The sequence below is a fragment of the Mycobacterium sp. NGS69 genome (assembly GCF_059812165.1).
In genome coordinates this window covers 154,585-171,011 of record NZ_JCALCD010000007.1, presented here as the reverse complement: position 1 = coordinate 171,011, position 16,427 = coordinate 154,585, and the positions used below count along the sequence as shown (strand labels likewise).

Sequence of the window (16,427 nt, the reverse complement as noted above, 5' to 3'; positions counted from 1 at the left end):
CACTCACTCTTTTTGTCGCACAAGAAATTGCGACCAGTCGGGCTCGCGCACCGCGGCCCAGTACTCGTTGAGGCGCCACGGGCTGACGGTGTGGATCTCGCCGTCGGCGTTCTTGAAGTACGAATGTTTGACGGCCGGGTGCGACCAGACCATCTTCTTTATCTGCGTTTGTGTCCGTTCGTGCCATGCGGTGGCGGCCTCGGCCTTGGGCTCGATCGAATGCAACTTCTCCTCCGCAAGCCGCCGCAGGCACTGGTCGACATAGCGCATCTGCAGTTCGGATTGAAAGATCAGGCTGCCGCCGTGGGCGAGGTGGGTTCCGGGTCCGTAGATGATGAAGAAGTTCGGGAATCCCGGCACGGTGATGCCCAGGTGGGCGTACGGGCGACTCCCCCACATCTCGTGCAGGTCAATCCCGTTGCGGCCCCGCACTTTCAGCGGCCACAGCACATCGGTGTGCCGGAAACCGGTGGCGTAGACAATGACGTCCACGTCGTGCGTAACGCCGTCCTCGGTAACGACGCCGTGGGGCGTGATCTTTTGGATCGGCGTGCGCACCAGCTCGACGTTGTCCCGTTGCAGCGTCCGCAACCAGCTGCCGTTGTCCTGCAAGGTCCGCTTGCCCGTGGCGGGGTAGTCGGGCAGCACCTTGTCCAACAGCTCTTGGGAGTCCGGGCCCTCGCCGACCTGGCTGGTGATCCACTGCGAGAACATCATTCGCGCGGCCGCGTTGATGTCGCTGACGGCGTAGTCCTGATCGGCGTAATTCGGGTCGCCCTCCGCCGCGTCGAGGCCCTTGTCGGCGCCGGGCCACAGCACGAGGAACCGATACCACCGCCCGTAGAACGGCAGGTGGCGCATCGCCCAGCGCACGCCGTCGCCGACCTCGTCGTGGTACATGGCGTTCGGAAACATCCATTGCGCGGTCCGCTGGAACACCGTCAGCCGCTCGACTTGGTCGGCGATCGCGGGCGCGATCTGAAATCCGCTGGCGCCGGCACCGATCAGCGCGACCCGCTTGCCCGTCAGGTCGACCGAGTGATCCCAGGCGGCGGAGTGAAACGACGGTCCTTCGAAACTGTCGGCCCCGTCGAATTCGGGGATATTCGGCCGGTTCAGCTGCCCGACCGCGGTGACGACGGCACGCGCGGTGATCGTGCTCGTCTCACCGTCGGCGCTGCGCAGGGAGACCGTCCACGCCCCATCTGGGTCGTTCCACTCGGCCGCGACCACCTCGGTGTTCCACCGGACGTGCTGGGCCAGGTCGTGCTTGTTCATCACCTCGGTGAAATAGTCCTGCAGCTCGTGCTGCTCGGCGAAGAAGTGAGTCCATTTGTTGTTGGGTTCGAAGCTGTAGCAGTAGAAATGGTTCGCGACATCGACACGGGCGCCGGGATAGCTGTTCTCCCACCACGTTCCGCCGGGCCCGGCGTTCTTTTCGACGATGGTGAACGGGATGTTGGCTTGCGTGAGGCGGATTCCGGCCAGAATGCCCGATTCGCCGCACCCGACCACCAGGACCGGTAGCTCGGCGACGGCTTCGGCCGGCAGCGCGGCCGGGCGACGGGGGTCGACGCCCTCGAGATCCATCTCCTCGAGGACCAGCGGCAGGTAATCGTCGGTCACGTGTTCGCAGGCGGCCCAGTCCATCATCTCGCGGATGAGTTCTGCGCTCAGCGGCTCGGGTTCGGGACAACCGCGATCCCGGTAGTCGGTGATCACCGGCAGCGCCGCCGCGCGGGCCCGGGCCTTGTCCTCCTCGGACATGAACCCCTGGACCTCGTTGAGGAAGATCCCCATGGGCTTGAAGTCCCGGATGAACCGCGGGTCGCCGGTGATATGGACGAGCGACAGCAGCAGGGTCGGGATGCTGACATCCTCGAGCGCGGCAGCGATTTCGGCGGTCGGGGTGGTGAACGGATGGCCGGCATAGCGGCTGCGCATCAAACCGATCCTTCTGGTAGGCGGGGCTCTCCAATTACGCTACGCATGGTTTCGTAATTGGCAGGACCACGCTACCGCGTGACGGCGGAGCCGATCAAGAGCCGCTACGGGTCGTCATCGTCATCGTCATCGTCGTCGTCGTCGGCGTTGCGGTGGAACCGTTCGGGGTGGTGGAAGGGGTTGGTTCGTGGTTGTCCGCGATCGAGGTGTGGGGGTGGTATCCATTCCGTCTCGCCGCGGGCGTTGGTGCGGGTGGTCCAGCCGTGTTCCGCGAGGCGGTTGTCGGGGCCGCAGGCCAGGGTCAGGTCGTCGATGTCGGTGCGGCGCGTCGCCGCCCAGCCCCGAACGTGGTGGACCTGGCTGTGATAAGCGGGGGCATCGCAGCCGGGTTTGGTGCAGCCACGATCCTTCGCGTGCAGCACGATTCGTTGTGCGGGTGAGGCCAGCCGCTTCGTGTGATGCAGCGCCAGCGCCTTACTGCCTTCGAAGATCGCTAGGTAGTGGTGCGCGTGGCTGGCCCAGCGGATCACATCCGACATCGGCACCAGGGTGCCGCCGCCGGTCAACGCTTTGCCGGTGGCGGCCTCGAGGTCTTTGAGTGTGGTGGTCACGATGATCGAGACGGGCAGCCCATTGTGCTGGCCCAGCTCGCCTGAGGCGAACAGGGCGCGCAGCCCGGCGAGCAATCCGTCGTGGTTGCGTTGGGCTTGAGATCGGCTGTCGCGGCGCACCGCATCTTCGTCGGGTGTCTGATCGACGGACGGGGTTTCGTCGTCGGGGTTGCACGCGCCGGGGGCGGCCAGCTTAGCCAGTATGGCTTCGATCGCGGCCCGCAATTCGGGAGTGATCAACCCGGTGAGGCGCGACATCCCGTCGAGTTCCTGGGCGCCCAGCGTGATGCCGCGCCGGCGGGCCCGCTGCGTGTCGCTGTATTCGCCGTCCGGGTGCAGCCAGTCCATGATCCGCTGGGCGTATTTGGCGAGCTCATCAGGCCGATAGCCGCGGGCCTTGCCGGCCAGATCGGCCTCGGCGGCCTCCCGGGTGTCCGGGTCGACGTCGTCTGTCAGGTGGGCGAAAAAGCTGCGGATGACCTTCACGTGCCCGTCGCCGATGCAGCCGTCGCGTTGGGCGGCCGCGGTCGCGGCCAACTGTGGTGCCAGCGGCTCCCCGGTCAGCGCCCGGCGCTCTCCCAGATCCTCGGCCTCGGCGATACGCCGGCCGGCCTCGGCCTTGGTGATACGCAATCGATCCGCCACCGCCCACCCCAGGCTGCCACCCAATTCCTCCGGAGTGGCCTGGGCGTCGAGCTGATTGATCAACGTGTGCTGCGGGGCGCGCAGCCGACGCGCCGCGGCTTCCATGCGCTCGAGAGCCCGCAACCGTTCCGGGGTGGTGAGCATGTCAAAAGACAAGTCGCACAGGCGCTTCAGGTCGTGATCGAGCGCGTCGAAAACGTCGACGATCTCCTCACGACTGCTCGCATCCATACCCCGAATCGTACGAACGGTCACCGACAACAAACGCCGATATGTGACCCCTGAAGCCAAAGTGACACAAGGGATTTCAGCGACTAGGGAGTTCCGTGCTTGCCGGGCGCGCCGAAGTGACCGCCGAGGCCACCGGTGCCGCCGTGCCCGGTGCCGAAACCGTTGCCGCCGTTGCCGCCGACGCCGAAGATCGATGGGTTGTAGGTGCCCATGTCGATGATCCCGGCGTTGCCCCCGTTGCCGCCGTTGGCCGGGCCGCCGCCGGTGCCGGCGTCGCCGCCGACGCCGCCGGCACCGAAGAACCCAAGGCCCGCGCCGCCGTCGCCGCCGTTGTTGCCGCCGGTACCGGCCGGAGCGGCGCCGCCGTGCCCGCCGGCTCCGCCAATGGCGCCGCCCAGCGCGGCGGCCAGGCCACCGGCCCCGCCTGTGCCGCCGTTGCCGCCGGCCGAGGCGCCGCCGGCCCCGCCCGCACCGCCACCGGCGATGCCATTCACAGTGGCGGCTTCGCCGCCGGCCCCGCCGGCGCCGCCGGTCGCGATGCCACTGGCGGCCCCGCCGGCCCCACCGTTGCCGCCGACGGAAGCGCCCCACCCGAAGAAGTCGGGGGCGGCGGCGGCGCCGCCGGCCCCGCCGGCCCCGGCGGTGCTCCCGAGGCCGGCAGCGGCGCCGCCGGCTCCGCCAAGGCCGCCCTGGGCCAGGTCGATTCCGAAGAAGCCGGACGAACCGCTGTTCCCGCCGGCGCCGCCTGCGCCGCCGGTGCCGCCGAGGCCGGTGGCGTCGCCGCCGATTCCGCCGTTCCCGCCGAGGCTCAAGTCAATCCCGAAGGGGAGGCGGGCGAAGCCCTGGCCGCCGTTGCCGCCGGCCCCGCCAATACCGACGGTGGCGGCGCCGCCGTGCCCGCCGGCGCCACCGAAGCCAAGGAAGAGGCCGGTCTGGTTGCCGCCATCCCCGCCGGCCCCACCGTTCCCGGTGCCGGTGGCGTCGCCGCCGGTCCCGCCGGCCCCGCCGATGCCTGAGAAGAAGCCGGCGTTGCCGCCGGCACCGCCGGCCCCGCCGTTCAAGGCGCCGCCCGCGGACGCGCCGGGCCCGCCGGCGCCGCCAAAGCCGAACAGCAGCGCGTTGCCGCCTGCCCCGCCGGCCCCGCCGCCGGTTCCGCCGGCACCGCCGATACCGCCACTGCCCACGAGCCACCCGCCGGTGCCGCCACGACCGCCCGCCATGCCGGCACCCCCCGTGCCGCCTGTTCCGCCGGCGCCGATGAGGCCGGCGGGTCCGCCGGCACCGCCGTTCATACCGGCGCCACCTGAGCCGCCGTTGCCGCCGTTACCCCAGATGAGCCCGCCCGGCCCGCCGGCCGCCCCGGTGCCGGCCGCGCCGTCGGTGCCGTTGCCGATCAGCGGGCGCCCCAACAGCAGTTCGGTGGGGGTGTTGATCGCGCCCAGCGCGTCCTGCGCAGCGGTCTGCAGTGGGTTCGCGCTGGCCGCCTCGGTCGCCGCGTAGGCGCTGCCGGCACCCTGCAGAAGCTGGACGAATTGGGCGTGAAAGGCCGCCGCCTGGGCGCTGACGTACTGGTATTGGGCGGCGTGGCTGGAGAATAATGAAGCGATCGTCGTCGACACCTCATCGCTTGCCGCGGCCAGAACGCCGGTGGTGTTGGCCGCCGCGGCCGAATGGGCCGCGTTCAGCGTCGAACCGATATTCGCCACATTCTCTGCCGCCGCCGCCACTGCCTCCGGCACCGCAACCACAAACGACATCCGACAACCTCCAGATCACCCGCCCTGAGCGGATGTTAGGCATCCCCGGCCGCTAATTCGACATGTTCACAACAATTCAAAGCTGGTTCCCAGCGGCGGCTAAGCGCAGAACAATAAACCGATCTCGCATTTGTGGCGCCTAGGCGAACCGGAGGCAACGAACGTCATGGCCCCTTTACTCACGGCGTGCGGCGGATTTCTGCTCGCCGTTCTATGGATGGACCTGATTTTCGACGTTCAGGTTCTCCAAAACCGAAGCGCGGGTGAGGAATTGCCCGAGCCCGTGCTTGCTTCGATCGCGGGCTATTACCACCGCGCGACGACAACGTCGCGACCGATGAGCCGGCTGATCGCCCTGGTCATGCTGATCTTGTTGGCCGCGTTGGGGATTCAGGCCGCTAAAGGCCGCGACCCCGGGTGGCTGCTGGCGACATCGGCGGCACTCGCGGGTGTCCCGATGGCGCTGGCGCTGACGCGCACGGTGCCCGCCGCGGTTCGGCTCGGGCACCGGACGGACGGGCCGGCCGAACAAACCCGGCTGGCGCGGGCGATCTGCCGCGACCACCTGGTCTGCTTCGGCGGCATGCTGGCGTTCGTGGTCCTATGGACCACCTGATGCGCCGCGACACGTCCGCGACACGTCGTAGTGGCTGAGCGCTGGTCGGGGGCGGCTGGCCACGTCAGCCGGGTCCGTACTAAACTAGAACACGTTTCAGTTCTTTTCGCATCTCTTTACAACAGGGTCAAGCTTCCAGGAGTAGGCATGCACACCGCGATCTGCGACGAACTCGGCATCGAGTTCCCGATCTTCGCCTTTACCCACTGCCGCGATGTCGTGGTGGCTGTCAGCAAGGCCGGGGGTTTCGGCGTGCTGGGCGCCGTCGGCTTCACGCCCGAGCAGCTGGAGATCGAGCTCAACTGGATCGACGAGAACATCGGCGACCACCCCTACGGCGTCGACATCGTGATCCCGAACAAATACGAGGGCATGGACTCGCACCTGTCGGCCGAGGAGCTGGCCGAGACGCTGCGCAAGATGGTGCCGCAGGAGCACCTCGACTTCGGCAAGAAGATCCTCGCGGACCACGGGGTGCCGGTGGAAGACAGTGACGGGGACACCCTGCAGTTGCTGGGTTGGACGGAGGCGACAGCCACCCCGCAGGTCGAGGTGGCGTTGAAGCACCCCAAGGTGAAGATGATCGCCAACGCGCTGGGCACCCCGCCGGCCGACATGATCAAGCACATTCATGAGGCCGGGCTCAAGGTGGCCGCGCTGTGCGGCTCGCCGTCGCAGGCGCGCAAGCACGCCGATGCGGGCGTCGACATCATCATCGCCCAGGGCGGCGAGGCCGGCGGGCACTGCGGCGAGGTGGGCTCAATCGTGTTGTGGCCTCAGGTCGTTAAGGAGGTCGCGCCCGTGCCGGTGCTGGCGGCCGGAGGCATCGGGAGCGGCCAGCAGATCGCGGCCGCCCTGGCGCTGGGCGCCCAGGGCGCCTGGACCGGCTCGCAGTGGCTGATGGTCGAGGAGTCCTCGAACACGCCGGTGCAGCAGCAGGCGTACGTCAAGGCGGGCAGCCGCGACACCGTCCGGAGCCGTTCGTTCACGGGCAAGCCGGCCCGGATGCTGCGCAACGACTGGACCGAGGCGTGGGAGCAGCCCGATAACCCCAAGCCGCTCGGAATGCCGTTGCAGTACATGGTTTCCGGCATGGCGGTGCGGGCCACGAACAGGTACCCCAACGAGTCCGTGGACGTGGCGTTCAACCCCGTCGGTCAGGTGGTCGGGCAGTTCACCAAGGTGGAGAAGACGGCGACGGTCATCGAGCGGTGGGTGCAGGAGTACCTGGAAGCGACCAACCGGCTGGACGAGCTGAACGAGGCCGCCACCGTCTGACGACGGCTATTCGTCGGCTTCGTCCACTCCGTCGACTTCGACTTCGTCCGCGGGGCCGGTGAAGACCTCCTTCGTCCGGTCCACCGCGTACGTGCCGATGTCGATCGAGTTCTGCACGATGCCGCTGGCGCCACCGGCGATGTCGCCCCGGATGATGTCGCTGGCGTGCTCGACGATGTCCGACGCCTTCTCGACGGCGTTGGTGGCGATGTCGCGGGCCGCGTCGACGGCGTCTTTCGGATTGAAGCCCATCGGAATCTCCTTTTGTCGCAGGACCTTTGGTACGACTCTAGTGGCTCTAGTAGTTCACCAGGGTGCGCCGGTAATCCTCGGGGATCTCGGCGCCGGACCGCAATATCCGGGCCAGCCCGACGGCCATCGCGATACCGAGTAGGCCCAACCACAGTCCGGTGACCGCGATGAACCCCCAGAGCACGGCGGTGACCGCCGGCCACGGCGACAGCACGGCGAGCACCGGAGCGAAGAAGAAGCCGGTCCCGACGTACCAGGCCGAGCCCGCGCGATCCGACGCGAGCACGAACCGCAGCCAACGCGGCACGGGCGCTTCGCGGGGCTGGGCCTGGCTCATCGCGTCAGCCGGTCATCCCGACGGGGGGAAGAACCCCGCACCGGTGAACCATCCCTCTTGCCACCCCTTGTCTCCCAGGCAAAGCATGGGCAGGCCCCGCTCGGACTGCGCCGCCGCCTGCGGGCCCGGGCACTTCGCGCCGGCCTGCTGCACGCCGTACAGCGGATAGGAGATGACCCAGTAGCCGGTGGTGGCGGCGGGGAACTGGTTCGGCGGCGGGAAGTGGCACGCCTCCGCCTGGCCGCTGGGGCCCCGTCCGAAAATGAAGCTCTCGTAGTTGTCGCAGGGCGCGCCCAGCGACGCCTGATAGTTCATCCCCGGCACGTCGCCGTCGTAATGCGGATCGGCGGCGGCGCACGGCGCCACACCGATCGTGATGCCCGCTATGGAAGCGGCGCTGAGCAGTTCGCGAATCATGTTCCACCCCGCCTGTCGCCTGTGACCTGCATCAGAGCATATGGGACCGTCAACGGCGCCGGTAGGTGCAGATCAGTACCCCGGTGCCCGTTGGCGTCGCGGACACCAGCTCCAGCGCGCGGGCCCGGCCGTCGTCGGGGAACACCCGCTTGCCGCCGCCGAGCAGGATCGGCTCGAGCATCAGCCGGTATTCGTCGACCAGGTCGTGCTCGATCAGCTGCGCGGACAGCGACGCGCTGCCCATCACCTGTAGCGCCTGACCGTCGCGTGCGCGCAGCTCGCGTATCGCGCCGATCGCGTCGTCGGCGGGCAGCAGGGTCGAGCCGGGCCAATCGAGATCGTCCTGGCCGAGCGTCCGGGAAGCCACGTACTTGGGGATCTCGTTCATCCGGTCCGCGAACGCGTCGCCGGCGCGATCCGGCCAGGCCGCCGCCATCGACTGCCAGGTGCGGCGGCCGAACAGCAGCGCCTCGGTCCCGGCCAACAACTCGGAGACCGCGGGTCCCATGGTCTCGGGTTCGAAGTACGGCATCGACCAGCCGCCGTGTGCGAATCCCCCGTCGGTGTCCTCGCCCTGGCCGCCGGGGGCTTGGACGACTCCGTCCAGGCTCATGAAGTGGCTGGCAACGATGCGCATGTGCTTCCTTTCGGTCGGCGGGTCTGTCGTACCGATACAGACCGGCCGCCCACGCGAAACTCATCGCCACATGAACACGTTGCAATTCGGCCCGGCGATCTTGCCGCAATCCTTCCCAACCACGGTGTAGCAGTGGTTTATTTGGCACAAAGAAGACGACTAGACGACTTCGTATGAAGGAGCGGACCTTGTCAGCATCGAAGACGACCACCGAGCCGAATCTGCCGCCCGGATTCGATTTCACCGACCCGGACATCCACGCCGAGCGGCTCCCGGTGGAAGAGCTGGCCGAGTTGCGCCGGACCGCGCCGATCTGGTGGAACGAGCAGCCGATCGGGGCGGGCGGGTTCGACGACGGCGGCTTCTGGGTGGTGTCCAAGCACAAGGACGTCAAAGAGGTTTCGTTGCGCAGCGACGTCTTCTCCAGCCTGCAGAAGACGGCGCTGCCGCGGTACAAGGACGGCACCGTCGGCGAGCAGGTCGAACGGGGCAAGTTCGTGCTGCTCAACATGGACGCGCCGCAACACACCCGGCTGCGCAAGATCATCTCGCGGGCTTTCACTCCCCGATCCATCGAACGACTGCGCGGCGACCTGGCCGAGCGCGCGCGGCACATCGTCGAAGAAGCGGCGGCGGAGGGTCGCGGTGACTTCGTCGAGCAGGTCTCGTGCGAGCTGCCGTTGCAGGCCATCGCGGGGTTGATGGGCGTTCCCCAGGACGAGCGCAAGAAGCTCTTCCACTGGTCGAATGAGATGGTGGGCGATCAGGACCCCGAGTTCGCCAACAACGACGCCATCACCGCGTCCGTCGAACTCATCACGTACGGCATGCAGATGGCCGCCGACCGGGCGAAGAACCCGGGCGACGACCTGGTCACCAAGCTGGTGCAGGCCGACATCGATGGCCACAAGCTCTCCGACGACGAGTTCGGCTTTTTCGTGATCCTGCTGGCGGTGGCCGGCAACGAGACCACCCGTAACTCCATCACCCAGGGCATGATGGCGTTCACCGATTTCCCCGACCAGTGGGAGCTGTTCAAAAAGGAACGCCCCGGTACCGCGGCCGACGAGATCGTGCGGTGGGCCACCCCGGTGACGTCATTCCAGCGCACCGCACTCGAGGACTACGAACTGTCCGGCGTGCAGATCAAGAAGGGCCAGCGGGTGGTAATGGTCTACCGCTCGGCCAATTTCGACGAGGACGTGTTCGACGACCCGTTCACCTTCAACATCCTGCGCGACCCCAACCCGCACGTGGGATTCGGTGGCACCGGCGCGCATTACTGCATCGGGGCCAACCTCGCCCGGATGACGATCGACCTGATGTTCAACGCGATCGCCGACGGCATCCCGAACCTGGAATCGATCGGGAAGCCCGAGCGGCTGCGCTCGGGCTGGCTCAACGGCATCAAGCACTGGCAGGTCGACTACCACACCGACGGCGCGAAAGCACCTGCCGCGCACTAGCCTCAAGCTCATGGCTACCCATCGAGCTGTTCACGTAAGGTCGGCCGGGGCACCGCTGGAACTGGTCGATGTAGAAACCAGGCCGCCGGGCCGGGACGAGGCGCGGCTGACGGTCACCGCCTGTGGGATCTGCGGCACGGACGCACACTTTGTCGCGGGTGGTTTCCCGGGCATGACGTGGCCGTTGACCCCCGGGCACGAAATCGCCGGAACGATCGCCGAACTCGGTGCCGGCGTCGAGGGTTTCGCGGTCGGCGATCGCGTCGCGGTCGGCTGGTTCGGCGGGTGCTGCTACCACTGCGACCAGTGCCGAAGAGGGCACTTCATTCATTGCGAGAACGGGAAGGTGCCCAGTTATCAATATCCGGGCGGGTACGCGGAGTCGGTGACCGTCCCGGCGAGCGCGCTCGCCCGGATACCGGCGGGGCTGTCCGACGCCGAGGCCGCGCCGATGGGCTGCGCCGGCGTCACCACCTACAACGCCTTGCGGCATACGAAGGCGGTGCCGGGCGACCGGGTCGCCGTCCTCGGCGTCGGCGGGCTCGGCCACCTCGGGGTGCAGTTCGCGCGGGCGATGGGTTTCGAGACCATCGCGATCAACCGGGGTAGCGGCAAGGAGGAGGACGCCCGGAAATTGGGCGCCCACCACTACATTGACTCCACCGCCGCCGATCCTGCGGAAGCGCTGAAGGCCCTCGGTGGCGCGGCGGTGGTGCTCGCGACCGCGGGCAACTCGCCGGCGATGGCCGCGACGGTCGGCGGGATATCGCCGCAAGGCGAGCTCGTCACCATCGGCGTGACGCCCGAACCGTTGCCGATCAGCCCCATCCAGCTCATCACCCCGGGGGTCAGCATCGTCGGCCATCCCTCCGGCACGGCCAAAGACGTCGAGGACACCATGCATTTCGCGGTCCTGTCCGGTGTGCGGGCGTGGATCGAGGAGCTGCCGCTGGCGCAGGCGGCCGAGGGCTTTGCGGCGTTGGAGCAGGGCCGAGCGCACTACCGCACCGTTTTGACGATGTGACGACGGCCGCGCTGTGACCGACCTGTGGACCCTGACCGCCTCCGACGGTGAGTTGCTGATCCGCACCGGAGTCGCGGGCCGGGCGGCGCGGATGGGCCATCGGCTCACCATCGCGATGACGCGCTGGGAGGCCACGGTGGCCTGGGCCGCCGCTGAGCCCGTCACCGCGGAGCTGACCGTCGACGTCGAGTCGTTCGAGGTGCTGCGCGGCGAGGGCGGTGTCAAGGCGTTGTCCGGGCCGGAAAAGGCCCTGGTGAAATCGAACGCGCTGAAGTCGTTGGGCGCCAACCGCTATCCCGAGATCCGATTCATGGCGGACACGATCGATAAGACCCGCGACGGGTACCGTCTCGCCGGAAAGCTACACATCAACGGACAGTCCCGAAAGCACGTAATCGACTTGCGCACAGAGGATCTAGGCGACCGGTGGCAAATGACCGCCGAATCGCGGGTTCGCCAAACCGATTTCGGTGTCAAGCCATACTCACTGCTGATGGGCTCGCTGCGGGTCGGCGACGAGGTGACGGTGTCGTTCAGCGCCGCTCACGCCAAGGACGGCTGAGCTCCTGCGCTAGGGCGTCGGCGCGTGGGGCGGCGCGGGTTCACCCGTGTCCCCGGGGATGTGCTCGAGCACCCGGGTCAAGTACGGCTGACGGTCGTTCGAGTCCGGCTGTTGCTCGGCGGCGGCGGCTTGCTGCTCCCCTCCGGACCCCGGTTCCGGGGCCGGTACCCCCGCGGGCGCCTTCGACTGCGCGGCGGGCGGCACCGCTTCCGGCGGCGGTGCGGGAGCGGGCGCGACGGCCTCGGCGATCTGCGGCGGCGGCGCGTGCACGACCCGTTTGCCCGGAGCGGACTCGCTGGCGGGCGCCAGTTGAATGCCCAGGGCGAGTGAGAGCGACGAGACGAAGGTGATCGCACCCGCGGCCAGCGCGGTCACGGCGCCGGCGTAAGACAGCTTGCGGGGGCGCGCCTCGGGCGCGGCGGCGGGCTCACCTAAATGCGACACGAGTTGGTCGTCGGTGAACTCGGTGCTGCGCGCCGCGGCCAGCGCCGCGCCGCGCGCGATCGTCACCTGGGCCATCGTCTGCGCGAAAACCGGTACGGGCAAGGTCTTTTCGAGCTGCCACGAGAATCCATCGACGTCGTTGCCCGCGCCGACGACAACCACCCCGCCGGGCCGCCAGCCCGTCCGTCGTTCGAACATCCCGCTCAGCCAGGACGTCAGCCCGTCGAAGCCGCCGCGCACGTGCTTGACGGCCGTTTGGGTCTGGCCGTCATGGGTGTCGACCATGACGACAGTGGCCCACTCGTGGTCGAGGATGCAGACGGCCGTCTGCTCATATCCGATGACCGGTGCGATCGCGAGTGCCAGGGTCTCGACCGCCTCCAGCAACCGGACGGGCACCACGTTGTCGAAGCCGGCGTCGGTCAAGGCCTCCAACAGCAGCGCCGCCTGCGCAGACGCGTCGTCGTTCCAGGTCAGCCCGATCACGCGCACCCGGCGCTCGCCGGCGGACGCCATCGCATCCACCCGCAACACCTCGTCCGCCACTTGCTCCGCGGTGTTCAGGGCGCGCGCGCCGCGCCCTGCGAGCAGGCTCAGCTCGCGGTGGTCCAGGATCGTGCCGTCTGCGCCGTGCCCTTCAGCCAGGACCCACCCGACCGTGGTCGGCGTCAGCGATAGCCCCAGTACCGTGTCCAAGTCTGCACCTCAATCGGTCCCGGACCTCCTACGCCCTCAGCCGCACTCACGCACCAAAAAAGGCTGGCGCGGCAGTTCTATGAGGGCCGGAACGGACCGGGATTGTGTGGTCTCCATCGGCTTGCTCCGTGAGAGCCTACGCGGTCCGCGCGAGTTCGGCTCCCTCGGTTCCAAATCTCCCCCATACGCGCAGGCGAACGGGTCGAATCCGAGAATCGCTGCCGGACGGTCGACGCAAAACGGCTGGTGAGGCGCTACACGATTTCAACCGGCCGGGCATTTACGGCCGCGAAAAATTGCCGCGCTCGCCGGCGCCAATCGAACGCGTGGGCGACCAACTCCGACACTCCCGGCGGGACCCGACTATGTCGCGCGCCGCGCGATGGAAATCGGCCGCCATTTGGATCGGAAGTGGTCGTCCCCTTAAGTCGGATGCGGCGGGCTCCCCCGGCCTCCCGCGCGCGATACGGCCTGCTGCCTCGTGCTTTCCGGCGGAAAGGTCGCCTGCCCGGGGCCCGCCGCGGTCGCACTCGCGCCGTCGCCATCGACTTAATCCACACTGCGAAATTCGGCCCGAAACCGATATGAAACTGAGACACCAACGCGTCCCGATCGACATTTTGATCAATGACCCGGTAAATTCCTGCCTGAGACCGCGATCACACGGACGGACAAGGGGCAGGTATGACAGACGTGAGCGAGAAGATCCGGGCCTGGGGGCGCCGGCTTTTGGTCGGTGCGGCGGCGGCTGTCACCATGCCGGGCCTGATCGGTCTTGCGGGGGGCGGGCCGACCGCAGGGGCGTTCTCGCGCCCCGGGTTGCCGGTCGAGTACCTGCAAGTTCCGTCCGCTTCGATGGGCCGCGACATCAAGGTCCAGTTCCAAAGCGGCGGAAGCGGCTCCCCGGCGGTGTACCTGCTCGACGGCCTGCGTGCCCAGGACGACTACAACGGCTGGGACATCAACACGCCCGCGTTCGAGTGGTACTACAAGTCGGGCCTGTCCGTCGTCATGCCGGTCGGTGGGCAGTCCAGCTTCTACACCGACTGGTACCGCCCGGCGTGTGGGAAGGCCGGCTGCTCGACCTACAAGTGGGAGACGTTCCTGACCAGCGAGCTGCCGGGCTACCTGTCGTCGCAGCGGAGCGTCAAGCCGAACGGCAGCGCCGCGATCGGCATCTCGATGGCGGGTGCGTCGGCGATGAACCTGGCGAATTACCACCCGGGCCAGTTCGTCTACGCCGGCTCGCTGTCCGGCTACCTCAGCCCGTCCACCGGGCAGGGCTGGATAGGCCTGGCGATGGGCGATGCCGGCGGCTACAAGAAGGAAGACATGTGGGGACCGGACAACGACCCCGCGTGGCAACGTAACGACCCCTTGGTCAACGTCAACCTGCTCGTCGAACACAACACCCGGCTCTGGGTGTACTGCGGCAACGGGACTCCGAACGAACTGGGCGGTGCCAACTTGCCGGCCACGTTCCTGGAGAGCAACTTCATGATCGGCGTCAACAAGAAGTTCCAGGACGCCTACAACGCCGCGGGCGGCCACAACGCCGTGTTCAACTTCCCCGCCTACGGAACCCACAGCTGGGAGTACTGGGGAGCGCAGCTCAACGCCATGAAGGGCGACCTGCAGAGCAGCCTGGGAGCTACCCCCGGCGGCGGTGGATAACACCTGACCTGCCGGAGGTTCCGCTACTGCGCTTGACGACGAGGTCAGGCGCAGTAGCGCGTTAGGGGGCCTTCAACCGATCGGTGACGTCGGTCCACGCGGCCGCGTCGGTGCGGTGGTTGTTCATGTTCCGGCACTGGCCGTAGACGCGCAGGACCCCCACGTTCGGCGCGTCGGTCTCCCGGTACACGATCGCCGTGACGGCGTCCTTGGTGAGGGACCTGGCGAACAGGTGATCGTTGGGCGGCAGGCCCTCGGTCCAGCCGTGGCCGGCGAGCGTCGCGGCGAGGGTCGGGAAGTAGGCCTCGGGCCGCGCATCGGTGGGCAGCGCGAAGGTCAGGTAGATCGCGCCCTGGTAGGGCGGATCTTCGCGGTTTTTACACGACATGAACGTGTAGCCCGCCGACGCCGTCCGCAGCCCGGTCAGGGTGACGATCTGTCGGGCCGACTCGACCGCCTGGGCCTCGGACTGGTCGTCGCTGACCGGGTTGGCGGGATGGTCGAGGACGTCGGAGGTCGTGGTATGCAGCCTGTCCACCAAGACGATGGTTCCGCCCAGGACCAGCGAGGCCGTCAGCGCGGCGGCGATCAGCGCGCGAACCTGCGTCGAGCGCAACCAATCTCCGGAAGACACCTGCGACATCAGTGCCCAGGCTAACTCGGCGGAACGTCGGAGTCGGGCGAGAATCATGGTCATGACCGGCAGTTGCGGGCGGTTCTGCCGCCCGGTGGTGCGCCTCGCGTTGGCCGGGTTGCTTGGGGCCCTGGTGTGTGCGGCACCGCCCACGCCGGCGCGCGGCGACACCGACAGCCCGCTGATCGGGTTGGTCGACGCGGCCGCGCAGCGGCTGCAGGTCGCCGAGCCGGTGGCCGCCTTCAAATGGAACACGCGTGGCGCCATCGAGGACCCGGTCCGGGTCCAGCAGCAGCTCGCCGAACTGGGCGCCGAGGCGAGCGCCGCGCGGGTCGACCCCGATTACGTCACCCGGGTCTTCGGCGATCAGATAAGCGCCACCGAGGCAATCGAATACAGCCGGTTCGCCGACTGGAAGCTGAACCCGGCGGATGCACCAACCGCGGCGCCGGATCTGTCGGAGTCGCGGTCGACGATCGATGGCCTCAACCACACGATGCTGGCCCAGATCGTGGCCGGCTGGGACCTGTTGCACTCGCCGGGCTGCGCCACCGGCCTGGACGCCGCCAGGAGCGACGTCGTACGCGCCCGCCAACTCGACGGCCTTTACCAACAAGCCCTTTCGCGTGCGACCCAGGCGTATTGCCAGGGCTAATTTATCCATTTCTCACGATTCTCTAAGGCTCTGAGTTCGCTGGTCAGCGGTCCAATTTCCCTGCTAGGCGGCTTATCTCGCGACCTTTTCGAATCGGTAACGCTTCGGACACGCCCGTCGAAATGTTTGGCATGAGAAAACTCTGCAAGCCTCTCGTCACGTCCGTCATGATCGGCGGGTTCGTTGCAGCATCGCTGAGTTCCTCCGGCGTCGCAGGCGCCGCTCCCGGCGCCCCCAACTGGGACGCGGTCGCGCAATGCGAGTCCGGCGGCAACTGGCACGCCAACACCGGAAACGGCGAATACGGTGGGCTGCAATTCAAGCCGGGCACCTGGGCCGCCTACGGTGGCGTCGGCAATCCGGCGGCCGCATCCAGGGAAGACCAGATCGCCGTCGCCAACCGGGTTTTCGCGCAAGACGGACTCGACCCGTGGCCGAAGTGTGGCTCGGCGTCCGGCCTCCCGATCGCGATGTACACGCACCCCGCCCAGGGCATCAAACAGATCATCAACGGGCTCATCCAGGCCGCCATCCCGCACTGACAGTT

17 protein-coding genes are annotated in these 16,427 nt (G+C 68.0%); 8 read left to right on the top strand and 9 right to left on the bottom strand.

Annotation, left to right across the window (positions count from 1 at the left end; translation table 11 throughout):
* Nucleotides 1-3: 3 nt before the first annotated feature.
* From AC5Y2S_RS21250 to AC5Y2S_RS21240, 3 genes are all read right to left on the bottom strand, one after another.
* Nucleotides 4-1,944, bottom strand: coding sequence for a flavin-containing monooxygenase (locus AC5Y2S_RS21250; protein ID WP_499958184.1), 1,941 nt, complete (start codon nucleotides 1,942-1,944; stop codon nucleotides 4-6).
* A 104-nt stretch (nucleotides 1,945-2,048) separates the two neighbouring features.
* Entirely contained in the window at nucleotides 2,049-3,431 is a 1,383-nt protein-coding gene (locus tag AC5Y2S_RS21245) for an HNH endonuclease signature motif containing protein (RefSeq protein ID WP_499958182.1), read from the bottom strand.
* Nucleotides 3,432-3,514: 83 nt separating this feature from the next.
* Complete coding sequence (locus tag AC5Y2S_RS21240; RefSeq protein WP_499958180.1) at nucleotides 3,515-5,188, bottom strand: PE family protein; 1,674 nt, start codon at nucleotides 5,186-5,188, stop codon at nucleotides 3,515-3,517.
* A 166-nt stretch (nucleotides 5,189-5,354) separates the two neighbouring features.
* Here AC5Y2S_RS21240 and AC5Y2S_RS21235 point away from each other — a divergent pair, with 166 nt between their 5' ends.
* Both AC5Y2S_RS21235 and AC5Y2S_RS21230 read left to right on the top strand, forming a co-directional pair.
* On the top strand, nucleotides 5,355-5,804 hold the full coding sequence (locus AC5Y2S_RS21235) for a hypothetical protein (protein WP_499958178.1): 450 nt from the start codon (nucleotides 5,355-5,357) through the stop codon (nucleotides 5,802-5,804).
* Nucleotides 5,805-5,951: 147 nt separating this feature from the next.
* Nucleotides 5,952-7,082, top strand: coding sequence for a nitronate monooxygenase (locus tag AC5Y2S_RS21230; protein WP_499905912.1), 1,131 nt, complete (start codon nucleotides 5,952-5,954; stop codon nucleotides 7,080-7,082).
* Nucleotides 7,083-7,088: 6 nt separating this feature from the next.
* Here the strand turns inward: AC5Y2S_RS21230 and AC5Y2S_RS21225 are convergent, their stop codons facing one another.
* The 4 genes from AC5Y2S_RS21225 to AC5Y2S_RS21210 are packed head-to-tail and all read right to left on the bottom strand — an operon-like array spanning nucleotide 7,089 to nucleotide 8,725.
* Nucleotides 7,089-7,334 carry an Rv1893 family protein gene (locus tag AC5Y2S_RS21225; RefSeq protein ID WP_499905911.1) on the bottom strand — a complete coding sequence of 82 codons (246 nt, stop codon included), beginning with the start codon at nucleotides 7,332-7,334 and terminating at the stop codon, nucleotides 7,089-7,091.
* A gap of 46 nt (nucleotides 7,335-7,380) precedes the next feature.
* Entirely contained in the window at nucleotides 7,381-7,671 is a 291-nt protein-coding gene (locus AC5Y2S_RS21220; protein WP_499958176.1) for a hypothetical protein, read from the bottom strand.
* A 12-nt stretch (nucleotides 7,672-7,683) separates the two neighbouring features.
* Nucleotides 7,684-8,088, bottom strand: a complete 405-nt coding sequence (locus AC5Y2S_RS21215; protein WP_499958175.1) for a hypothetical protein — start codon at nucleotides 8,086-8,088, stop codon at nucleotides 7,684-7,686.
* Between the two features lie 49 nt (nucleotides 8,089-8,137).
* Nucleotides 8,138-8,725: a dihydrofolate reductase family protein gene (locus tag AC5Y2S_RS21210; RefSeq protein ID WP_499958173.1), complete on the bottom strand. Its 588-nt coding sequence runs from the start codon at nucleotides 8,723-8,725 to the stop codon at nucleotides 8,138-8,140.
* Between the two features lie 188 nt (nucleotides 8,726-8,913).
* Between AC5Y2S_RS21210 and AC5Y2S_RS21205 the strand changes: the two genes are divergently transcribed.
* The 3 genes from AC5Y2S_RS21205 to AC5Y2S_RS21195 are packed head-to-tail and all read left to right on the top strand — an operon-like array spanning nucleotide 8,914 to nucleotide 11,777.
* Nucleotides 8,914-10,191: a cytochrome P450 gene (locus AC5Y2S_RS21205; protein WP_499958171.1), complete on the top strand. Its 1,278-nt coding sequence runs from the start codon at nucleotides 8,914-8,916 to the stop codon at nucleotides 10,189-10,191.
* 10 nt (nucleotides 10,192-10,201) lie between these two features.
* Entirely contained in the window at nucleotides 10,202-11,215 is a 1,014-nt protein-coding gene (locus AC5Y2S_RS21200; protein ID WP_499958169.1) for an alcohol dehydrogenase catalytic domain-containing protein, read from the top strand.
* Between the two features lie 22 nt (nucleotides 11,216-11,237).
* On the top strand, nucleotides 11,238-11,777 hold the full coding sequence (locus AC5Y2S_RS21195; RefSeq protein WP_499958510.1) for a YceI family protein: 540 nt from the start codon (nucleotides 11,238-11,240) through the stop codon (nucleotides 11,775-11,777).
* 9 nt (nucleotides 11,778-11,786) lie between these two features.
* Here AC5Y2S_RS21195 and AC5Y2S_RS21190 read toward each other — a convergent pair whose 3' ends face one another.
* Complete coding sequence (locus AC5Y2S_RS21190) at nucleotides 11,787-12,917, bottom strand: DUF7159 family protein (protein ID WP_499958168.1); 1,131 nt, start codon at nucleotides 12,915-12,917, stop codon at nucleotides 11,787-11,789.
* A 684-nt stretch (nucleotides 12,918-13,601) separates the two neighbouring features.
* On the opposite strand from AC5Y2S_RS21190, the gene ag85B reads away from it, so the two are divergent.
* Complete coding sequence (ag85B, locus tag AC5Y2S_RS21185) at nucleotides 13,602-14,591, top strand: diacylglycerol acyltransferase/mycolyltransferase Ag85B (RefSeq protein WP_499958166.1); 990 nt, start codon at nucleotides 13,602-13,604, stop codon at nucleotides 14,589-14,591.
* Between the two features lie 61 nt (nucleotides 14,592-14,652).
* Here ag85B and AC5Y2S_RS21180 read toward each other — a convergent pair whose 3' ends face one another.
* On the bottom strand, nucleotides 14,653-15,234 hold the full coding sequence (locus tag AC5Y2S_RS21180) for a lipoprotein LppJ family protein (protein ID WP_499958164.1): 582 nt from the start codon (nucleotides 15,232-15,234) through the stop codon (nucleotides 14,653-14,655).
* A gap of 52 nt (nucleotides 15,235-15,286) precedes the next feature.
* Between AC5Y2S_RS21180 and AC5Y2S_RS21175 the strand changes: the two genes are divergently transcribed.
* Nucleotides 15,287-15,880, top strand: coding sequence for a chorismate mutase (locus tag AC5Y2S_RS21175; protein WP_499958162.1), 594 nt, complete (start codon nucleotides 15,287-15,289; stop codon nucleotides 15,878-15,880).
* A 122-nt stretch (nucleotides 15,881-16,002) separates the two neighbouring features.
* The gene (gene rpfC, locus AC5Y2S_RS21170; RefSeq protein ID WP_499958160.1) at nucleotides 16,003-16,422 is read left to right on the top strand and encodes a resuscitation-promoting factor RpfC; all 420 of its coding nucleotides are present in this window, start codon (nucleotides 16,003-16,005) and stop codon (nucleotides 16,420-16,422) included.
* Nucleotides 16,423-16,427 lie beyond the last annotated feature (5 nt).

Excerpts from the sequence above, each read along its gene's own strand:
- AC5Y2S_RS21250 (WP_499958184.1), bottom strand. The coding sequence starts at position 1,944 with ATGCGCAGCCGCTATGCCGGCCATCCGTTCACCACCCCGACCGCCGAA.
- AC5Y2S_RS21245 (WP_499958182.1), bottom strand. The coding sequence starts at position 3,431 with ATGGATGCGAGCAGTCGTGAGGAGATCGTCGACGTTTTCGACGCGCTC.
- AC5Y2S_RS21240 (WP_499958180.1), bottom strand. The coding sequence starts at position 5,188 with ATGTCGTTTGTGGTTGCGGTGCCGGAGGCAGTGGCGGCGGCGGCAGAG.
- AC5Y2S_RS21235 (WP_499958178.1), top strand. The coding sequence starts at position 5,355 with ATGGCCCCTTTACTCACGGCGTGCGGCGGATTTCTGCTCGCCGTTCTA.
- AC5Y2S_RS21230 (WP_499905912.1), top strand. The coding sequence starts at position 5,952 with ATGCACACCGCGATCTGCGACGAACTCGGCATCGAGTTCCCGATCTTC.
- AC5Y2S_RS21225 (WP_499905911.1), bottom strand. The coding sequence starts at position 7,334 with ATGGGCTTCAATCCGAAAGACGCCGTCGACGCGGCCCGCGACATCGCC.
- AC5Y2S_RS21220 (WP_499958176.1), bottom strand. The coding sequence starts at position 7,671 with ATGAGCCAGGCCCAGCCCCGCGAAGCGCCCGTGCCGCGTTGGCTGCGG.
- AC5Y2S_RS21215 (WP_499958175.1), bottom strand. The coding sequence starts at position 8,088 with ATGATTCGCGAACTGCTCAGCGCCGCTTCCATAGCGGGCATCACGATC.
- AC5Y2S_RS21210 (WP_499958173.1), bottom strand. The coding sequence starts at position 8,725 with ATGCGCATCGTTGCCAGCCACTTCATGAGCCTGGACGGAGTCGTCCAA.
- AC5Y2S_RS21200 (WP_499958169.1), top strand. The coding sequence starts at position 10,202 with ATGGCTACCCATCGAGCTGTTCACGTAAGGTCGGCCGGGGCACCGCTG.
- ag85B (WP_499958166.1), top strand. The coding sequence starts at position 13,602 with ATGACAGACGTGAGCGAGAAGATCCGGGCCTGGGGGCGCCGGCTTTTG.
- AC5Y2S_RS21180 (WP_499958164.1), bottom strand. The coding sequence starts at position 15,234 with ATGTCGCAGGTGTCTTCCGGAGATTGGTTGCGCTCGACGCAGGTTCGC.
- AC5Y2S_RS21175 (WP_499958162.1), top strand. The coding sequence starts at position 15,287 with ATGACCGGCAGTTGCGGGCGGTTCTGCCGCCCGGTGGTGCGCCTCGCG.
- rpfC (WP_499958160.1), top strand. The coding sequence starts at position 16,003 with ATGTTTGGCATGAGAAAACTCTGCAAGCCTCTCGTCACGTCCGTCATG.